Below are 17,445 nucleotides of genomic sequence, written 5' to 3'. Positions count from 1 at the left end.
TCTGGCAGCTTTAGTTTATTATTTTTAATGATGATATCACATAGGTACTTCTATTAATAGAATATGTGAGTCTTTCAATGTCTCCAGTTCAACGCTGTTCGTATCGTAAACACCCATGCCGTCACGACGTTTCAGAACTTCACCGTCTACTACTATTTCTCCTTCAATGAGGAAGATATAGACGCCTGCATGACTTTGATGCATGTGATAACCTAATTTCTTTCCGGCTTCTACTTTGCCGATGGAGAACCAGGTATCTTGCAAAAGGGAAGCAGGTGTGCTACCGTCGGGCGATACGATGACTGCCAGTTCGTTCGGACGCTCCAGTTCTGCAATGCTGAAATCCTGATAAACGGGACGGGTGTTCCGTTCTCTCGGCATAATCCAAATCTGCAGGAATTCCACCGGTTCTACCGGACTTGCATTTACTTCACTATGGAAGATTCCTGTTCCCGCACTCATTGTCTGAATTTCTCCGACAGTAATAATGCGGCTGTTCTTCTTGCTGTCTCCATGTTGCAGATGTCCTTTCAGAGGAATGGAAATAATTTCCATATTCTTATGCGGGTGAGTCTGAAAACCTTGTCCGGGCGCAACCTTATCATCATTCAATACGCGAAGAGCACCAAAATTGATACGGTCGGAGTCGAAGTACTCGTCAAAACTGAAAGTGTGATAACTATCCAGCCAATCATACTGGGAATGTCCTCTTGTATCTGCTTTATGTATTACTTTTTTCATAAAAACTGTCCTTTCTCTTATTTGTTTATATGTTTGGTAAACAAAGAAAGCGGCTTAAAAGTTTTATTTCTTCACTTCATTTAATAAAGGCTTGTGATTGATAAAATCTTTTATGTTTTGCAGGGTGGTTGCGGCAATATTCTCCATTGCTTCATGTGTGAAAAAAGCTTGATGAGAAGTGACGATTACATTGTTGAACGAGAGCAAACGGGCGAGTACATCATCGTCGATGATGCGGTCGGATTGATCTTCATAAAAGTATTCGCTTTCTTCCTCGTATACGTCCAGTCCTGCGGAACCTATTTTTTTGTTCTTCAGTCCTTCAATCAGTGCATTGGTATGAATCAGTTGCCCGCGACCGGTATTGATAATCATTACTCCGTCTTTCATTTTGCTGATAGAGTAGTCGTTTATCAGGTATTTGGTCTCTTCAGTGAGCGGACAGTGTAAGGAGATAATATCCGAATTGTGGTATAGTTCGTCCAGTGAAGTATAAACAATTTGTTCTTGACGGGCGAAGTTGTAGTCCGGATAGAGGTCGTAAGCCAGTACGTTCATGCCGAAACCTCTTAAGATATGAATTAATATTTTCGCTATTTTTCCTGTGCCGATGATACCTGCTGTTTTCCCGTGCATATCGAATCCCATCAGACCGTGCAGGGAGAAATTACCGTCTTTGGTACGCCAGGAGGCGCGAGGTATTTTGCGGTTTAGCGATAGCATAAGTGCTACCGTGTATTCTGCAACAGCATAGGGAGAATAAGCGGGAACCCGCACTACGGTGATTCCGGCAGCGGAGGCAGCATTTAAATCTACATTATTAAATCCGGCACAGCGTAATGCCAGTAGTTTCACTCCGTTTGCCGCCATCACACGGATTACTTCTGCGTCGGCAACGTCGTTCACAAAGATACAGACTGCATCCACTCCTTGTGTCAGTAGTACGTTGTTTTTATTCAGGTGTCCTTTGTAATATCGTATTTCAAATCCAAACTCTTTGTTTTTGTCATTGAAAGAGGACTCGTCATAAGGCTTTGTGCCGAAAAATGCAATTGTATAGGCCATAATATTTTCAGTTTTTATTGCTTACTAGTAAACGCTAAAATAGGGTGAATTGTTTATCCTTTTTTGGGTTATAAATGAGAATTGTTTCATTAGAAACAGTTTACTTTTTCAATTAAAATAGGAGGCTAAACGAAAATAAATGCACAAACGTATCTCTCGTGTGCAATAATATCGTATCTTTGCGCCCGAAATAATTAAAAAAAGATTTAGATGAGAAAAATTTCCTTGATTGGATTTGTAATGCTAATCGTTTCAATTCCAACTTTTGCCGGAGGTCTTCTGACAAATACTAATCAACACGCTGCTTTTCTTCGTATGCTATCTCGTGGTGCTACCTTTGAAATAGACGGGGCTTTGTCCAATCCTGCCGGTTTGGCTTTTTTGCCGAATGATGGTTTCCATATGGGATTGAGTGTTCAGAGTGCCTTTCAGACGAGAAATATTGATGCTAGCTTCTATACTTATAATGGAATTGCTATGAATAATGGGAGCCCGGTTATGGTTGATGGGAAACCGGTACCAACAAAATCTGATAATCCATTTAATAAATATTATAAGGGAAAAGCTGCTGCACCGGTCATTCCTAGCGTGTTCGCAGCCTATAAGAAAGGAGATTGGACGATTTCCGGTTTCTTCGCTATAACTGGCGGAGGTGGAAAGGCTTCGTTTGATGACGGTCTGCCTATGTTCGACGCGGCTGCTATGGCGGGGATTTTTCAGGGTAGTATTCCGGGACACCTTACTCCTGGTGTACAAAGTCCTCTTGTGACTCCCAATATGTATGACATCAATAGTGCAATGGATGGTAAGCAATACATCTATTCTTTACAGTTAGGACTAACTTATAAAATTAACGATTGGCTTTCTGCATTCGCCGGTGGACGTATGAACTATTTTACAGGTGGTTATAAAGGTTTTCTAAATGCTCATCTGAAAGAAGCTTATGGTGGTGGCGAATTGATGAATCTGGAATTGGATTGTGATCAGACGGGTTGGGGATTGACTCCTGTTCTCGGTGTGGATGCCAAGTTTGGTAAATTCAATATTGGTGCGAAATATGAATTCAAGACGAACTTGAATATTGAAAACAAAACTAATAATTTGAAATATCCAGATTCGGCGGAGAGTTTGGTTGGTAGCTATAAAGACGGTGTGAATACTCCGAATGATATTCCTTCTATGCTTTCGGTAGCAGTGGCTTATGAATTCCTTCCAGTGTTGCGTGCATCTGTAGAGTATCACTTCTATGATGATAAGAAAGCGGGAATGGCTGGTGACAAACAGAAATATCTGACAAAGGGAGCAAATGAATATTTAATGGGTATTGAATGGGATGTAACCAAGCAACTGACATTGAGCTGTGGCGGACAGATTACAGACTACGGATTATCTGACGATTTCCAAAGTGATACGAGTTTCTCTTGTGACTCTTATACATTGGGTGTTGGAGCGAAAGTGAAGTTGAGTGAAAGAGCAGCTTTGAATGTTGGTTATATGTGGACTACCTATGAAGATTATACTAAAACTTCAAAGAATTATAGTGGTACAGGATTGCCTGGTACCAATGTATATAGCCGTACTAACAAAGTATTTGGTCTTAGCATTGACTACAGATTCTAAATAAATTAGAACTCAATAAAATACGAAGTTAATAATGATGAGAGGGAGACAGCGTTTCAATGGCTGTCTCCCTCTTCAATTTTATACAATGAAATAATCTTTTATGTATATGCTGATTTAGAAAGAATACTGCACCAGCATATTCAACCGGTTGGCATGACGGGTTGCGGAACTGAAATCAGTGCGCCATCCTCTCAAATATTCAACGCCGACTTGCAGATTGCTGCTTACATTCCAGAAAGCATTGGCTACCAGATATTGTCCTTTACGATAGGATTCGGGATTCTCACTAGGATATCCATTTTCAGAATAAAGTCTGGACAGACTGTATGTTCCGGATATAAAGATACTCGGGCAAAGATTGTATTGCAATCCTGCATACCATCCCAGCATCGGAAGAACTTGCATTTTTCCTTCCTTGTCAGGATCGGGGACGATATCTACGTTCAGGTTGCTTAAATCATTCAGGTAGGAACCGATACCTTTTCCATAATTAAACTGTCCGTATGCCTGCAATTTCTTGGTAATATTGAAGGTTGTAGAGGCTTGCAGACCGAAGCCAGTAGCAGAATAGGCTTTCTCATGCACATTGCTCGAATAAGTCATGCTGCGGATAATGGCTCCTAATTTAATATGGCTGTTGCTGTTCCAGTTGTACTGTACGGAAGTGGCAAAGTCAGGCATCCGTTGGGTGTTGATAGACAAATCATTATTGGTTGTTCCGTCTACCGAAGGCATTTCCATAGAAACACCAAACTTCCAGTTTTTCAACTTATCACACATATAGCTTAATTGCGTAGTGCGGTAAAAGGCTGAACCGTTAGGCCCTGCAAAGTCGATAGTTGGAGGCAGTGCGGAGAGGTCCATGAACGAACCATAGCTGTACCCGATGGTGAAACCGAGGAATTGTGCGTAAGCGTTTTGTAATTCAAAGGTCTTTCCATCGCCACGGAAGTTTCCGGCAGTGTAAACTACGAAGTCTCCCAAATGTTTGGTACGTCCTACCAATTTGAGGAACAGGGTGGAAGTGGTGATATCCATCTGGAATTGGTTCTTTGCAAAATTGCCGCTTCCGCGTTGTGGTATCAATGCCGGATAGAAATCTACATCATTAACGATACCGTTAAAATCATACTCTGCCGTTGCACGAACGTACCCTCCGATGCCGAGGGCGAATTTCCCTTTCTGGTCAGTGAGCAGGAAGCGGGGAGCATTGGGGTCGTGAAAACGCATCTGTGAACGGTCGTTCATGATTCGGATGATTTCATCTCCTGCTTTGTTCTTCGAGACAAACATGATCGAGTTGGGCTCTTCATCTTCGATGATTACCTTCTTTTGCGCATGGGCACAGAGGGGGAAAATTCCTATCCCCAGTAGCATAGCTACCATTTTAAAGCTTGTTTTCATTATGAGTTAAGTTTTAGGTGAATGCCCAATCAACAACTAAAAAAAGAAATGGTTGAGAGGGGCAAAGGAAAAATTGCCAAACTAATCGGAAGAATTGCTATTTATAATGATTCTAAAAAAGCGGATCTTTGTATCGTACTAATTTAGATAAAAGAAATACGACGATGGAAAAAGTAGATTTTACGAAAGGAATATTAGCGATACAACCGGATTTGCATCGCTTCGCATATAAATTGACGGCAGATCGCGAATCTGCCAATGATTTGGTTCAGGATTGTTTGTTGCAGGCATTGGATAATCAGGAGAAGTTTACGTATAGCAAAAATCTGAAAGGATGGATGTATACGCTTATGCGTAATATTTTCGTGAATAACTATCGTCGTACAGTTCGCGAAATGAACTTGATTGATGATAGTTACTCCATCAATCAACAACATCTGATAGAAGATGAGGATGCTGACAGATTCGAATTTACATACGATATGAAACAGTTGTATAGGGTGATACATTCCATACCGGAAGAGATGAAAGTGCCTTTTCAGATGTTTGTAGCTGGATTTAAATATAGAGAAATTGCCGAGAAATTAGGATTGCCGATGGGAACGGTGAAGAGCCGTCTGTTTTTCATCCGTAAACGGTTGAAAGAGGAATTGAAAGATTTCTCCTCCTGATGCGCCTTTTTAATTGAGTGATGTGTTTTAAGGTCAAAGTGATGAGCCTTCCTGTCAGAATACGACGCTGATGGGAAGGCTCTTTTTTATTGTCAATCCAGTATTTCCTGTACTCTGTGTTTAGCCTTTTGGACAGTTGCTTGTGCGGTATGGGCTGCTTCTATAGCTTTTTCTTTCACTGTAGTCGTCTGAAAAGGATTGTTCATAGAGAGTTTTCATTTTTTTTTAGTCATCCTTTCTTTTTAGTTTTATGATGCAGTGTTTTGATACTGTTGAGGTAGGCTTGTTCTACAGGTGAAAGCGTGCGCACTTCCCACTTGCGATATTCTGTTTCAGCTTTATCCATAGCTTGTTCATGACTTATCATACCGGCATCCATCAATAGAACTTCTCCCGTGGAAGACAGTATGGCATCCAGATGTTTGATGTAATCGTTCATGTACATTGGACGATGCTTGATAGCTTGTACTTCGGCAAAATCAAAATATCCGGAGACAAGGTTGTTCAGCACTTTGAGTTCTTCTGCGCTCAAGTAGTTCTTGGCTATCTTTGCATCGCGCAAGGTCGGATGGTCGCCTTTAAAGGAAGTTAGTCCCATCATGTGTTGGTCGGCATCGGCTCGTTCATAAATAACTTCTGCAGCTGTATGTCCGTGGGCTGCAAAGTGTAGCTTATTCTGAACAATCTTGAAGAATTCAATAGATTGTTTGGCGTGGGGATCGTAATCTACGGCAGTAGCATAGATATCAAGCACTTGTCTATACATCACCTTTTCAGACGATCGGATGTCACGGATGCGGTCGAGTAACTCTTTCCAATAATAGCCTCCTCCCATCTGCTTCAATCGTTCATCGTCTATGGTGAAGCCTTTGATGATATATTCTTTAAGGCGTGCCGTTGCCCATTGACGGAAGTGTGTGGCTTGAATTGAATTTATTCGGTAGCCTAAAGATATTATCATATCAAGATTGTAGTGAGGAATTTCTCTTTCAACCATGCGCGCTCCTTCTTGTCGAACCTGTCGGATTTTCCGACAGGTTGATTCTTCAACAAGTTCACCATCTTCATAAATGTGCTTAATATGTTCTACCACATTTGTTCGAGATGTCTGGTAAAGGTCGGCCATTTGCTGTTGGGATAGCCATACGGTATCTTCGTCCATCTGCACTTCTATGTGTGTCTGCCCGTCTTCGCTTTGGTAGATGATGATATTGCTTTTATTTTCTTTTGCCATGATTTAGATATCGTTTCTTTAAATATAGTTTATAAGTTTAATCTTTGATACAAACATTAAGCTCTGTATTTGGCAAAGTTATGTCTTTTCGGTGAAATGTATGTCAATCATCGGATTTCTTTTGCTTTTTCATAGTTTTTCCTATACCTTTGCAGCGCAAAAGAATAAAAAGACATTTGATGCCGTGAATAGCGGTCGTGTATTCTAGAACACCACGTAAAAAACAGGAATTATGAAAGAAAAAGTATCTGTACCCTTTATGCTGCTGGGTATCCTTTTTAACGTTTGCCTTATTGCAGCCAATCTTCTTGAAACGAAAGTAATCCAGATCGGTAGTTTGACCGTAACAGCCGGATTATTGGTTTTTCCTATTTCTTATATTATAAATGACTGTATCGCCGAGGTTTGGGGATTCAAGAAAGCGCGCCTTATCATTTGGAGTGGTTTTGCTATGAACTTCTTTGTGGTCGCTCTTGGGTTGATAGCTGTTGCCATTCCTGCTGCTCCTTTTTGGGAAGGTGAAGAGCACTTTGATTTTGTGTTCGGTATGGCTCCACGTATTGTGGCTGCCAGTCTGATGGCCTTTTTGGTAGGCTCATTTCTCAATGCGTATGTGATGAGTAAAATGAAAGTAGCCAGTCAGGGACGTAACTTTTCAGCCCGTGCCATTTGGTCGACTGTGGTGGGTGAGACTGCCGATTCATTGATTTTCTTCCCGGTAGCTTTTGGAGGTGTCATTGCCTGGAAAGAATTGCTTATCATGATGGGGATTCAGATTGTATTGAAATCCTTGTATGAGGTGATGATCCTCCCGGTGACGATCCGTGTGGTGAAAGCAATCAAGAAAATAGACGGTAGTGATGTTTACGACACCGATATCTCTTATAATGTATTGAAAGTCAAAGATATTTAATATAGAATATGAATAGAGAAGTAGCATTGGTTGTGTTTAGTGGTGGGCAGGATTCTACCACTTGCCTGTTTTGGGCAAAACGCAATTTTAAGAAAGTATATGCCTTGAGTTTTCTGTATGGTCAGAAGCATCAGAAAGAAGTGGAACTTGCGCGGGAGATAGCCCGGAAAGCGGAAGTGGAATTTGATGTGATGGATGTTTCCTTCATCGGACAGTTAGGCCATAATTCATTGACCGATACCACCATAGTGATGGATCAGGAAAAGCCGGCAGATAGTGTTCCCAATACATTTGTTCCGGGACGCAACCTGTTCTTTTTGGGTATTGCGGCGGTGTATGCCCGTGAACGTGGTATTAATCATTTGGTAACGGGAGTTTCCCAAACGGATTTCAGCGGCTATCCCGATTGTAGGGATGCGTTTATCAAGTCTCTAAATGTGACTCTCAATCTGGCTATGGATGAACAGTTTGTAATTCATACTCCTTTGATGTGGATTGATAAAGCAGAGACATGGGCGTTGGCCGACGAATTGGGAGTACTGGAACTGATTCGCACCGAGACTTTGACATGCTATAATGGTGTTCAAGGAGATGGCTGCGGACATTGCCCGGCTTGTACGTTACGACGGGAAGGATTGGAGAAGTATTTAAAAAGTAAGAATCAATAATATCTCTACATAGAGATTAAAATGCATTTTCTTGCTGTCATCTGTCACATTGTTGTTGTTAAACAGTTGATTATAAAATAAATAGTTTGTGACAGCAAGTGGTGACAGCAACAAAACTTGATATTTTGCCGTCACATCTATTGTCATCGGTAAGTTTCAATTAATAGAAGATAGTAGCTTCTGCCTGGAATGTATTGGCTTAGTTTAGTTTCAGCAGCTTGAAACTAAAGTTCCAACGGTAGGAAACTAGAGTTTCAACGGTGAGAAACTAAAGTTTCTGTTGCTTGAAACTATTAGTTCCAAGGCGTGAAACTCTTGGTTCCTCGGTGTGAAACACTTTGTTTCTCTACGGGAAACTCTTTGTTTCAGGTAATGAAACAAACTGTAACAAGTAAGCTGCGGATAAAGCAACTGTGGGTTAAGGGTTGATGGTGATAGGTGATAGATGCGGTGATAGGTTGTAAAACGAATCTTTCACCACTGAAACATCGATGAATAGAGCGTTTGAGACTGGCCGGTGATAGGTGAAAGAGGAAATGTGTTTTTTTATCTAGGATAGGGATTGTAGTTAACGAATACAATGACAGAATTAAAAGACCAACTTTCTTTATTAGGAAGAAAGACCGAGTATAAGCAAGATTATGCTCCTGAAGTATTGGAAGCTTTTGATAATAAGCATCCTGAAAATGACTATTGGGTACGTTTTAACTGCCCGGAGTTCACAAGTTTGTGTCCTATCACAGGGCAACCGGATTTTGCTGAAATACGTATCAGCTACATTCCTGATATAAAAATGGTAGAAAGCAAAAGTTTGAAATTGTATCTTTTCAGTTTCCGCAGTCATGGTGCCTTTCATGAAGATTGTGTGAACATCATAATGAAAGATCTTATCCGATTGATGAATCCCAAATACATAGAAGTAACGGGAATATTTACTCCTCGTGGTGGTATTTCCATTTATCCGTATGCCAATTATGGTCGTCCGGGAACAAAGTTCGAACAGATGGCAGAACATCGTTTGATGAATCGGGAATAATATAAATAAAAGAATTTACTAGCTAAAAAGATCGAATATGACTCATCATGTGCCTGCTGAATTGCAAAACTATGTTCGGCAAAGTATTATTCCTCAATACGCTAACTTTGATAAAGCGCATCAAATTGACCATGTAGAAAAGGTAATTGAGGAAAGTCTGAAATTAGCGACGTATTATGAAGTCGATTATTCGATGGTTTATGTCATTGCTGCTTATCATGACCTGGGGTTGTATGAAGGACGTGAATTTCATCATATAACCTCCGGCAAAGTATTGTTAGCCGACGAAACTTTGCGGCGTTGGTTTACGGATGAACAGCTGTTGCAGATGAAAGAGGCGATAGAAGATCATCGGGCTTCTAATAAACAGGCTCCCAGAACAATCTATGGAATGATTGTTGCCGAGGCTGACCGAATTATTGATCCCGAAGTTACTTTACGCCGTACCGTACAATATGGGCTGTCTCATTATCCGGAGATGGATAAAGAAGAGCAATATGCCCGTTTTCGGAAACATCTAACTGAAAAATATGCAGAAGGAGGGTATCTGACGTTATGGATACCCCAATCGGATAATGCCGGACGGTTGGCAGAACTTCGTCAACTAATTGCGGATGAAAAAAAACTTTGTAGAGTTTTTAATAAAATCTATGAAGAAGAGAATAATACAGTTTTGTGAAATATAGCTATTAGCTTGCGTTCGATTCATTTTTTATTTTTATCTTTGTCATATTAAGGATTGCAATACGATAGACAATGGAAGAATATATTACTCGATTTTCAACATATCTTTTTTGGGATGTCAATAAAGATGATTTGGATATGGAGAAGCATTCACAATATATAATAAAGAGAGTGCTTGAATATGGTATGTTGCAAGATTGGAATATTGTAAAACAATATTATGGACTTGGGAGGATCGTCGAAATAGCTAAAGGGTTTCGTGAATTGGAGCCTCGGGCTTTAGCTTATCTTTCTGCCATTTCACAAACTCCTAAAGAACAATTTAGATGTTACACTTATCAACGGTCGAATCCACAACACTGGAACTTTTAAAAAAGTTGCAACAGTTACCTGTACTTTGTAATACTCGTCTAGTCGGTGGTACTGCATTAGCTTTGCAATTAGGACATCGAAAGTCGGTCGATTTGGATTTTTTTGGTCAGATTAATGTAGATTCTCAAGATTTGAAGGAAGCTTTGCGAACACTTGGGACACTGACTATCTTAAATGATTCTAAGAATATACACATTTACGTATTGAATGAGGTTAAAATAGATATCGTGAACTATACTTATCCTTGGCTTGATGATGTCGTATATAAAGATGGGATACGTTTGGCAAGTCCTAGAGATATTGCGGCAATGAAAATTACCGCTATTGAAGGGAGGGGTACTAAAAAAGATTTTGTAGATATTTACTTTTTGTTGAAAAAGTATTCATTGAAAAATCTATTGGATTTCTATTCTCAAAAATATCCTGACTCATCTTCTTTTATGGCTATGAAAAGTTTAGCTTATTTTGAAGATGCGGAGGAGGAGCCAATGCCTTATATGTTTGTGGATGTATCTTGGGACGAAATTAAAAAGTCTATTTTGTCTCGTTTATAATAGTATATGAGATAAGTTACTATTCATGATGATACGGCCCTCCATTCAATATAGTCATCGCCCGATAAATCTGCTCAACGAATATCAGCCGGATCATCTGATGTGAGAAAGTCATCTTGGACATTGAAATCTTTTCGTGTGCTGCCTGATACACTTTTTCTGAAAAGCCATAAGGACCTCCGATAATGAACACCAATCGTTTATTCACCGTATTCATTTTCCGTTTCATATATTCGGCAAACTCAAGAGAGCGCATTTCTTTTCCGTGTTCATCGAGCAGCACCACGACGTCACCCGGTTGAAGGGCTTTCAGTATCAGTTCTCCTTCCTTTTCTTTCTGTACTTCCATTGAAAGACTCTTGGTGTTTTTCAGTTCGGGAATCACTTCCATATCAAAAGTGATATAGCGTTTGGTGCGCTGGATATAGTCGTTGATGGCAGTGATATAGTGCTGTTCTACGGTTCGTCCTACGACGAGCAGGGTTGTTTTCATACGTCTACAATTCTGATTATTGCACAAAAATAGGCATTTTTTATGTTATTCTGCAATTAATGCTTACCTTTGCCTATCATTAGTTGAAAGTTTAAGCCTTTAAACTTCAACTTAAAAGCTTGTAATTATGAAAAAACGAGTGCTCGTAGGAATGACCGCATTGCTTCTTTCCCTCTCGTTGCTAATGGCGCAAGAGATACCGGCAGGAGTGATTACGGCATTTAAAAGAGGAAGCTCGCAAGAGCTAAGTAAGTATATGGGGGACAAGGTAAACCTGGTGCTCCAAGGTCGCTCGACAAACGTTGACAAACAGAAAGCAACAGCTGCGATGCAGGAATTCTTTACGGAGAATAAAGTCAGCGGATTTAACGTGAACCATCAGGGAAAACGGGACGAATCAAGTTTCGTTATCGGCACGTTGGCTACTACTAATGGGAACTTTCGTGTGAACTGTTTCCTGAAGAAAGTGCAGAATCAATATTTAATACATCAAATAAGAATTGACAAGATCAATGAATAAGGAAAAAGAACTGATCGACAAGTTGATCGATCTTGCTTTTGCAGAAGATATAGGTGATGGTGATCATACCACCCTTTCATGTATTCCCGCTACGGCAATGGGAAAATCAAAATTGCTTATCAAAGAAGCCGGTGTACTGGCAGGTATCGAAGTAGCCAAAGAAATTTTCAACCGCTTCGACCCCACTATGAAAGTGGAAGTGTTCATCAACGATGGAACAGAAGTGAAACCGGGCGACGTAGCAATGGTAGTGGAAGGAAAAGTGCAATCTTTGCTTCAGACCGAACGTCTGATGTTGAACGTGATGCAGCGTATGAGCGGCATCGCAACCATGACCCGCAAATACGCAAAGGTATTGGAAGGAACAAATACCCGTGTGCTCGACACCCGTAAGACAACTCCCGGTATGCGCATCCTCGAAAAAATGGCAGTGAAAATCGGTGGTGGAGTAAACCATCGTATTGGTTTGTTCGACATGATTCTTCTGAAAGACAACCATGTAGACTTTGCCGGAGGTATCGACAAAGCTATCACTCGCGCTAAAGAATATTGCAAAGAAAAAGGCAAAGACCTGAAAATAGAAATAGAAGTCCGCAGCTTCGACGAACTGCAACAAGTTCTTGACCTCGGCGGAGTGGATCGTATCATGTTTGATAACTTCACTCCCGAGATGACTAAGAAAGCAGTGGAGATGGTAGCAGGCAAATACGAAACCGAATCTTCGGGCGGCATTACCTTTGATACCCTCCGTGACTATGCCGAATGTGGCGTAGACTTCATCTCGGTAGGGGCTTTGACTCATTCAGTGAAAGGACTGGATATGAGTTTCAAAGCGTGCTGATTTTTTTCACCACAGAGGACGCAGAGTACACAGAGGTTTTAAACTTACTTTATAGGAAGAATTTCCTATCATTGTTCCTTTGTGTACTCTGCGTCCTCTGTGGTGAACTCTCTTCTATTCTTTAACTTCTTTTAGCAATATTCCTTGCAGCATTCCTCAAACTCTTGCGTCTAATGAGTAAAACGACGCAGACATACGTTCGATTTTAAAAAAAAGTAATTGACTTTGGAAAACGAGATAGAACTGATAAAGGGCTGTCGGGCAGGAAAGGATTCAGCCCGAAAGGAACTTTACACCCTCTATTCCAAACAGATGCTGGCGGTATGTTTCCGCTATACGGGCGATATGGATGCGGCGCACGATGTACTGCATGACGGTTTCATCAAGATTTTTACCAACTTCTCGTTCCGGGGCGAGTCTTCGCTCTGTACATGGATAACCCGGGTGATGGTTACTCAATCACTCGATTTCCTGCGGCGGGAGAAACGAGTCAGCCAGTTGGTAGTGCATGAAGAGCAGCTTCCCGATATACCGGATATATCGGACTCGGGAGGAGGGGCTGGAATCTCCGAAGAGCAATTGATGGCTTTTATTGCCGAATTGCCGGATGGTTGCCGAACCGTTTTCAACCTTTATGTGTTTGAAGAGAAATCGCACAAGGAGATAGCCAAGATGCTTCACATTAAAGAGCATTCGTCTACTTCGCAGTTGCACCGGGCCAAGTATTTGTTAGCAAAAAGAATTAAAGAGTATAGGAATCATGAAGAAAGAAAATGATGAAATAACCGATCTGTTTCGCACGCGTCTCGCTGATGCCGGGATGAATGTACGGGATGGTTTTTGGGAAGAGCTCTCGCAGGAAATACCTGTGGCTTGCCAGCATCGTCGTCGGATTCTGCTCTTCCGTGTGGCGGCTGCGGCATCTGTATTGCTCGTTTTGGCGGCCTCGTCGGCTACTTTCTTGTATTTCTCTCCCAAAGAAGAAATGGAAGAAGCATTTACAAAGATAGCCGTGACAAATGGAGGGCAGATGGATGGAGATGGAATACGCGTCAATCAGTTACCGTTGCCGGTAGAACCGGTGTTGCCGAAACCGGCTCCAAAGTCTTACGGTATGCTGTCACAATACACGGAGGAAGAAGATTCGCTTTCTATCACTTTCTCCATGTCGTTTTCTTTTTCCGCCACCACTTCCACAGGAAATGGCAACCGATATGGTAATCAAGGGAATAACGGCTTTTGGCAGGCAACAAACGGTGATACGGAATCATCTGTAGCTCCGGAAGAACAATCGAATGTGAATGTGGCTCAACCCAAAGCGGTGAAAAAGCATCGCTGGGCGATGAAAGTTCAGGTAGGCACGGCGCTTCCGGCTGATAATGGCACTTATAAAATGCCGGTTTCCGCAGGGGTAACGGTAGAGCGTAAACTAAACGAATCTCTCGGAATAGAAACCGGACTGCTTTATTCAAACCTTCGTTCGGCGGGGCAGCATTTGCACTATCTGGGTATCCCCGTTAAAGTAAATGTAACACTGGTAGATACGAAGAAATTTGACCTTTACGCTACCGTAGGCGGAATAGCCGATAAATGTATCGCCGGCGCGCCGGACAACAGTTTTAAAGAAGAACCTATCCAACTGGCAGTGACTGCCGGCATTGGAATCAATTATAAGATTAATGACCGACTTGCTGTTTTTGCCGAACCCGGAGTTTCGCATCATTTCAAAACAGATTCGAAACTGGCTACGGTACGAACGAAACGGCCGACTAATTTTAATTTACTTTGCGGACTTCGCATGACGTATTAATCCTTATGAAAATGAAAAAAACACTACTAATGCTGTGGATGGCTGTTTGCCTGATCGTATCTTTTACAGGATGCACCAGCGAAGAAATGGATTATAACAATCCGGATGTTGCCCTTTTTGTGAAACAATTGAAGTCGGGTACGTACAAGATGAAGAATGATAAAGGGGTGGTGGAGGTCCCTCATTTTACGGAAGAGGACATCCCCGAACTTTTAAAATATGCAGAAGATCTGACCATTATTCCTTCTTTTCCGTCGGTTTATAATATGAACAACGGTAAAATTCGGTTGGGCGAGTGTATGCTTTGGGTGATTGAGTCTATCCGTCAGGGCACACCTCCGTCATTAGGTTGCAAAATGGTATTGGCGAATGCTGAAAATTATGAAGCAATTTATTTCCTGACTGATGAGGAAGTGCTCGATGCAGCCGCTTGTTATCGTAGTTGGTGGGAAGAACGCCAATATCCGAAAACAAGATGGACGATCGATCCGTGCTACGATGAGCCGCTTTGTGGATCGGGTTATCGTTGGTGGTAACAAAGGAGGAGCTTTCGGAAAGTAAAAAATAGGAAACATTCATGTGGGAACGTTTGTTTGTATCAGTAGTCTTATGCTGCTGACAGGGGATTACTACGCTCAAAAGACCGCTTCTCGTAGGAGAATATAGGTGGTAACGTAAGGGAGAAACGTATGTGCATTAGGGTATATGAAGTGCTCCAAAATAACAGGTAATGAAAGAGGATAGAGGATGGATAGATTGAAACGGTTTATTGCAACGATGGTACTGTGCCTGACGGCTTTATTTGCATATTCGCAAGTATGGACGGCGCAAGACTCTTTGCATTTGAAGAAATTGCTGGAGAGTGACCAGGAGTTGCATTTGAATATGGATGCTGTAAAGTCGATTGATTTCGGAACTGCAGTTGGTACTCCCCGAATGTCGGAGGAGAAAAGCTGGATGATGCCTGATGAATCGCTTCCTGAAGCGTTGCCTAAACCGAAAGTGGTGTTGAGCTTGATGCCATATAAAGCGAATACCCGTTATAACTGGGACCCTATCTATCAGAAGAAGATAAAGATTGATAAAAACACTTGGCGGGGAGATCCTTTCTATGAGATACGCCATCAAAGATCCTACTCGAACTGGGCACGTAATCCGATGGCGAAAGGGGTGCGTAAATCTTTGGATGAGATACAGGCGAGTGGAGTACGTTTCCGGCAGTTGAGCGAACGTGCCAATGGAATGATGGTGAACACGGTAGTGATGGACGCACCTATTCCCTTGTTTGGTGGAAGCGGAGTGTATATCAATGGAGGAACGGTCGGTGGACTTGACCTGATGGCTGTCTTTACCAAAGAGTTCTGGAATAAGAAAGGCAGAGATAACCGCGCCCGTACATTGGAGGTTTTGAGAACTTATGGAGATTCTACAACTGTGTTGATAAATAAACCGATCGAACAGATTGCACGCTGAAGACGTTATAATAATGTGTTGATGTAACAATGTGTAATGTACTAACTTGAGAGTGTTTGTAATTGAATAATTAGTATATTTGTGTATTGTTATGTTGGCGCATTGTTATATAACTCTGTCGTTATCATTGGTCTTTTGGCATATTAAAACATAGATAAATTATTAATTATGAATAGAATTACTTCCCTTCTGGGTATTCAATATCCTATTATTCAAGGTGGTATGGTGTGGTGTAGCGGTTGGCGTCTTGCTTCTGCCGTGAGCAATGCCGGCGGATTGGGATTGATCGGCGCCGGTTCTATGCATCCGGACACTTTACGTGAACATATCCGTAAATGTAATGCGGCCACAAAATTTCCCTTTGGAGTGAATATCCCTTTGATGTATCCCCAAATAGAAGAGATTATGAATATTGTAGTGGAAGAGGGGGTGAAGATTGTTTTTACCTCTGCCGGAAATCCGAAAACGTGGACCGGATGGTTGAAGGAGCGTGGAATAACAGTTGTTCATGTCGTTTCATCTTCTCGTTTTGCTGTGAAATGTGAAGAAGCTGGGGTGGATGCAGTAGTAGCTGAAGGTTTCGAAGCCGGAGGGCATAATGGGCGGGAGGAAACAACGACTTTCTGTTTGATTCCTGCTGTGCGTGAGGCTACCACATTGCCTTTGATAGCCGCGGGAGGTATTGGTACAGGAGAAGGAATACTGGCTGCTATGGTGTTGGGGGCGGAAGGTGTGCAAATAGGAACACGTTTTGCGCTGACTGAAGAAAGTTCTGCGAGTCCGGTATTTAAAGAGTATTGCTTGAGTCTCGGTGAAGGGGATACTAAGTTGTTGTTGAAAAAGCTGGCTCCGACACGATTGGTAAAAAATGCTTTTCGTGAAGCGGTGGAGAAGGCTGAAGATAGTGGTGCAACTTCCGAGGAATTAAGAACTTTGCTCGGACGCGGACGTGCTAAGAAAGGTATCTTCGAAGGTGACTTGGAAGAAGGTGAACTGGAAATAGGTCAGGTCTCGGCAATAATATCCCGTCGACAGTCGGTGGCAGAGGTGATGAATGAATTGGTTGAATCTTATCGGCAAGCTGTGGAGAAAAAATATTTGTTTGAACGATAAATGATAATTTTGCGGAGTGCCCTGAAAGGGCTTAATTATATAGCGTAGGACAACGCCCTACGAAAAAAACACCCCAGCCACAAGCCCTGAAAGGGCGGAACTGTATACAATTATGCCCTTTCAGGGCGCAAATTCAGATTGTCGTTTTTACGTAGGGCGTTGCCCTACGGTATATAATTAAGCCCTTTCAGGGCACCCCAATAAATATATAATTGTAAGGCTTTCAGCCT

The 17,445-nt window shown here is 41.8% G+C and carries 20 protein-coding genes; 15 read left to right on the top strand and 5 right to left on the bottom strand.

The genetic code is table 11. The features are described 5' to 3' along the window. Positions 1-36: 36 nt before the first annotated feature. Together DW173_RS08885 and DW173_RS08880 are read right to left on the bottom strand one after the other, a co-directional pair. The gene (locus DW173_RS08885; RefSeq protein WP_004314524.1) at positions 37-741 is read right to left on the bottom strand and encodes a pirin family protein; all 705 of its coding nucleotides are present in this window, start codon (positions 739-741) and stop codon (positions 37-39) included. Between the two features lie 63 nt (positions 742-804). Further along, positions 805-1,806 (bottom strand): 2-hydroxyacid dehydrogenase, encoded by a 1,002-nt coding sequence (locus tag DW173_RS08880; protein WP_004314523.1) that lies wholly within the window; start codon positions 1,804-1,806, stop codon positions 805-807. A gap of 210 nt (positions 1,807-2,016) precedes the next feature. Between DW173_RS08880 and DW173_RS08875 the strand changes: the two genes are divergently transcribed. Then, complete coding sequence (locus DW173_RS08875) at positions 2,017-3,426, top strand: OmpP1/FadL family transporter (RefSeq protein WP_008774706.1); 1,410 nt, start codon at positions 2,017-2,019, stop codon at positions 3,424-3,426. Positions 3,427-3,543: 117 nt separating this feature from the next. Here the strand turns inward: DW173_RS08875 and DW173_RS08870 are convergent, their stop codons facing one another. Further along, entirely contained in the window at positions 3,544-4,833 is a 1,290-nt protein-coding gene (locus DW173_RS08870; protein WP_008644596.1) for a DcaP family trimeric outer membrane transporter, read from the bottom strand. A gap of 164 nt (positions 4,834-4,997) precedes the next feature. Between DW173_RS08870 and DW173_RS08865 the strand changes: the two genes are divergently transcribed. Then, on the top strand, positions 4,998-5,504 hold the full coding sequence (locus tag DW173_RS08865; RefSeq protein WP_004314521.1) for an RNA polymerase sigma factor: 507 nt from the start codon (positions 4,998-5,000) through the stop codon (positions 5,502-5,504). Between the two features lie 229 nt (positions 5,505-5,733). Here the strand turns inward: DW173_RS08865 and DW173_RS08860 are convergent, their stop codons facing one another. Next, positions 5,734-6,738, bottom strand: a complete 1,005-nt coding sequence (locus DW173_RS08860) for a virulence RhuM family protein (RefSeq protein ID WP_015532985.1) — start codon at positions 6,736-6,738, stop codon at positions 5,734-5,736. 232 nt (positions 6,739-6,970) lie between these two features. Between DW173_RS08860 and DW173_RS08855 the strand changes: the two genes are divergently transcribed. The 6 genes from DW173_RS08855 (at position 6,971) to DW173_RS08830 (ending at position 10,965) form a co-directional block, all read left to right on the top strand. Then, the gene (locus DW173_RS08855; RefSeq protein WP_004311352.1) at positions 6,971-7,651 is read left to right on the top strand and encodes a queuosine precursor transporter; all 681 of its coding nucleotides are present in this window, start codon (positions 6,971-6,973) and stop codon (positions 7,649-7,651) included. 8 nt (positions 7,652-7,659) lie between these two features. Then, a complete protein-coding gene (queC, locus tag DW173_RS08850; RefSeq protein ID WP_118219898.1) occupies positions 7,660-8,319 on the top strand; it encodes a 7-cyano-7-deazaguanine synthase QueC in 660 nt (219 codons plus the stop codon). A gap of 580 nt (positions 8,320-8,899) precedes the next feature. Continuing rightward, complete coding sequence (queF, locus tag DW173_RS08845; RefSeq protein WP_004304260.1) at positions 8,900-9,355, top strand: preQ(1) synthase; 456 nt, start codon at positions 8,900-8,902, stop codon at positions 9,353-9,355. Positions 9,356-9,392: 37 nt separating this feature from the next. Beyond that, positions 9,393-10,034, top strand: a complete 642-nt coding sequence (locus DW173_RS08840) for an HD domain-containing protein (protein WP_087323654.1) — start codon at positions 9,393-9,395, stop codon at positions 10,032-10,034. Positions 10,035-10,111: 77 nt separating this feature from the next. Further along, the gene (locus DW173_RS08835) at positions 10,112-10,411 is read left to right on the top strand and encodes a DUF6922 domain-containing protein (RefSeq protein ID WP_004311349.1); all 300 of its coding nucleotides are present in this window, start codon (positions 10,112-10,114) and stop codon (positions 10,409-10,411) included. After that, a complete protein-coding gene (locus DW173_RS08830; protein WP_022200187.1) occupies positions 10,366-10,965 on the top strand; it encodes a nucleotidyl transferase AbiEii/AbiGii toxin family protein in 600 nt (199 codons plus the stop codon). Before DW173_RS08835 ends, DW173_RS08830 begins: the two co-directional genes overlap by 46 nt. Positions 10,966-10,984: 19 nt before the next feature. Here DW173_RS08830 and rlmH read toward each other — a convergent pair whose 3' ends face one another. Beyond that, the gene (gene rlmH / locus DW173_RS08825; RefSeq protein WP_004314516.1) at positions 10,985-11,458 is read right to left on the bottom strand and encodes a 23S rRNA (pseudouridine(1915)-N(3))-methyltransferase RlmH; all 474 of its coding nucleotides are present in this window, start codon (positions 11,456-11,458) and stop codon (positions 10,985-10,987) included. 127 nt (positions 11,459-11,585) lie between these two features. Here rlmH and DW173_RS08820 point away from each other — a divergent pair, with 127 nt between their 5' ends. The 7 genes from DW173_RS08820 (at position 11,586) to DW173_RS08790 (ending at position 17,215) form a co-directional block, all read left to right on the top strand. After that, the gene (locus DW173_RS08820) at positions 11,586-11,978 is read left to right on the top strand and encodes a DUF4783 domain-containing protein (RefSeq protein ID WP_004311346.1); all 393 of its coding nucleotides are present in this window, start codon (positions 11,586-11,588) and stop codon (positions 11,976-11,978) included. Next, the gene (nadC, locus tag DW173_RS08815) at positions 11,971-12,819 is read left to right on the top strand and encodes a carboxylating nicotinate-nucleotide diphosphorylase (RefSeq protein ID WP_004314515.1); all 849 of its coding nucleotides are present in this window, start codon (positions 11,971-11,973) and stop codon (positions 12,817-12,819) included. Before DW173_RS08820 ends, nadC begins: the two co-directional genes overlap by 8 nt. Positions 12,820-13,044: 225 nt before the next feature. Further along, positions 13,045-13,596, top strand: a complete 552-nt coding sequence (locus DW173_RS08810) for an RNA polymerase sigma factor (RefSeq protein ID WP_004300758.1) — start codon at positions 13,045-13,047, stop codon at positions 13,594-13,596. Next, positions 13,580-14,629, top strand: coding sequence for an outer membrane beta-barrel protein (locus DW173_RS08805; RefSeq protein ID WP_120144333.1), 1,050 nt, complete (start codon positions 13,580-13,582; stop codon positions 14,627-14,629). Before DW173_RS08810 ends, DW173_RS08805 begins: the two co-directional genes overlap by 17 nt. A gap of 11 nt (positions 14,630-14,640) precedes the next feature. Beyond that, positions 14,641-15,165, top strand: coding sequence for a DUF4943 family protein (locus tag DW173_RS08800; protein WP_008644616.1), 525 nt, complete (start codon positions 14,641-14,643; stop codon positions 15,163-15,165). Between the two features lie 211 nt (positions 15,166-15,376). Further along, entirely contained in the window at positions 15,377-16,102 is a 726-nt protein-coding gene (locus DW173_RS08795) for a DUF4858 domain-containing protein (RefSeq protein ID WP_004314511.1), read from the top strand. A gap of 168 nt (positions 16,103-16,270) precedes the next feature. Beyond that, positions 16,271-17,215 carry an NAD(P)H-dependent flavin oxidoreductase gene (locus DW173_RS08790; RefSeq protein ID WP_120144331.1) on the top strand — a complete coding sequence of 315 codons (945 nt, stop codon included), beginning with the start codon at positions 16,271-16,273 and terminating at the stop codon, positions 17,213-17,215. The last annotated feature ends 230 nt before the right edge of the window (positions 17,216-17,445 follow it).

Origin of the sequence: Bacteroides sp. AM16-13 (assembly GCF_003602705.1) — a bacterium.
Classification (GTDB): Bacteria; Bacteroidota; Bacteroidia; order Bacteroidales; family Bacteroidaceae; genus Bacteroides; species Bacteroides xylanisolvens.
The sequence above is the reverse complement of the archived record's forward strand: the minus strand, read 5'-3'. Positions and strand labels throughout refer to the sequence as shown.

Coding starts and splice junctions, on each gene's coding strand:
- DW173_RS08885 (WP_004314524.1), bottom strand. CDS start 741: ATGAAAAAAGTAATACATAAAGCAGATACAAGAGGACATTCCCAGTAT.
- DW173_RS08880 (WP_004314523.1), bottom strand. CDS start 1,806: ATGGCCTATACAATTGCATTTTTCGGCACAAAGCCTTATGACGAGTCC.
- DW173_RS08875 (WP_008774706.1), top strand. CDS start 2,017: ATGAGAAAAATTTCCTTGATTGGATTTGTAATGCTAATCGTTTCAATT.
- DW173_RS08870 (WP_008644596.1), bottom strand. CDS start 4,833: ATGAAAACAAGCTTTAAAATGGTAGCTATGCTACTGGGGATAGGAATT.
- DW173_RS08865 (WP_004314521.1), top strand. CDS start 4,998: ATGGAAAAAGTAGATTTTACGAAAGGAATATTAGCGATACAACCGGAT.
- DW173_RS08860 (WP_015532985.1), bottom strand. CDS start 6,738: ATGGCAAAAGAAAATAAAAGCAATATCATCATCTACCAAAGCGAAGAC.
- DW173_RS08855 (WP_004311352.1), top strand. CDS start 6,971: ATGAAAGAAAAAGTATCTGTACCCTTTATGCTGCTGGGTATCCTTTTT.
- queC (WP_118219898.1), top strand. CDS start 7,660: ATGAATAGAGAAGTAGCATTGGTTGTGTTTAGTGGTGGGCAGGATTCT.
- queF (WP_004304260.1), top strand. CDS start 8,900: ATGACAGAATTAAAAGACCAACTTTCTTTATTAGGAAGAAAGACCGAG.
- DW173_RS08840 (WP_087323654.1), top strand. CDS start 9,393: ATGACTCATCATGTGCCTGCTGAATTGCAAAACTATGTTCGGCAAAGT.
- DW173_RS08835 (WP_004311349.1), top strand. CDS start 10,112: ATGGAAGAATATATTACTCGATTTTCAACATATCTTTTTTGGGATGTC.
- DW173_RS08830 (WP_022200187.1), top strand. CDS start 10,366: ATGTTACACTTATCAACGGTCGAATCCACAACACTGGAACTTTTAAAA.
- rlmH (WP_004314516.1), bottom strand. CDS start 11,458: ATGAAAACAACCCTGCTCGTCGTAGGACGAACCGTAGAACAGCACTAT.
- DW173_RS08820 (WP_004311346.1), top strand. CDS start 11,586: ATGAAAAAACGAGTGCTCGTAGGAATGACCGCATTGCTTCTTTCCCTC.
- nadC (WP_004314515.1), top strand. CDS start 11,971: ATGAATAAGGAAAAAGAACTGATCGACAAGTTGATCGATCTTGCTTTT.
- DW173_RS08805 (WP_120144333.1), top strand. CDS start 13,580: ATGAAGAAAGAAAATGATGAAATAACCGATCTGTTTCGCACGCGTCTC.
- DW173_RS08800 (WP_008644616.1), top strand. CDS start 14,641: ATGAAAAAAACACTACTAATGCTGTGGATGGCTGTTTGCCTGATCGTA.
- DW173_RS08795 (WP_004314511.1), top strand. CDS start 15,377: ATGGATAGATTGAAACGGTTTATTGCAACGATGGTACTGTGCCTGACG.
- DW173_RS08790 (WP_120144331.1), top strand. CDS start 16,271: ATGAATAGAATTACTTCCCTTCTGGGTATTCAATATCCTATTATTCAA.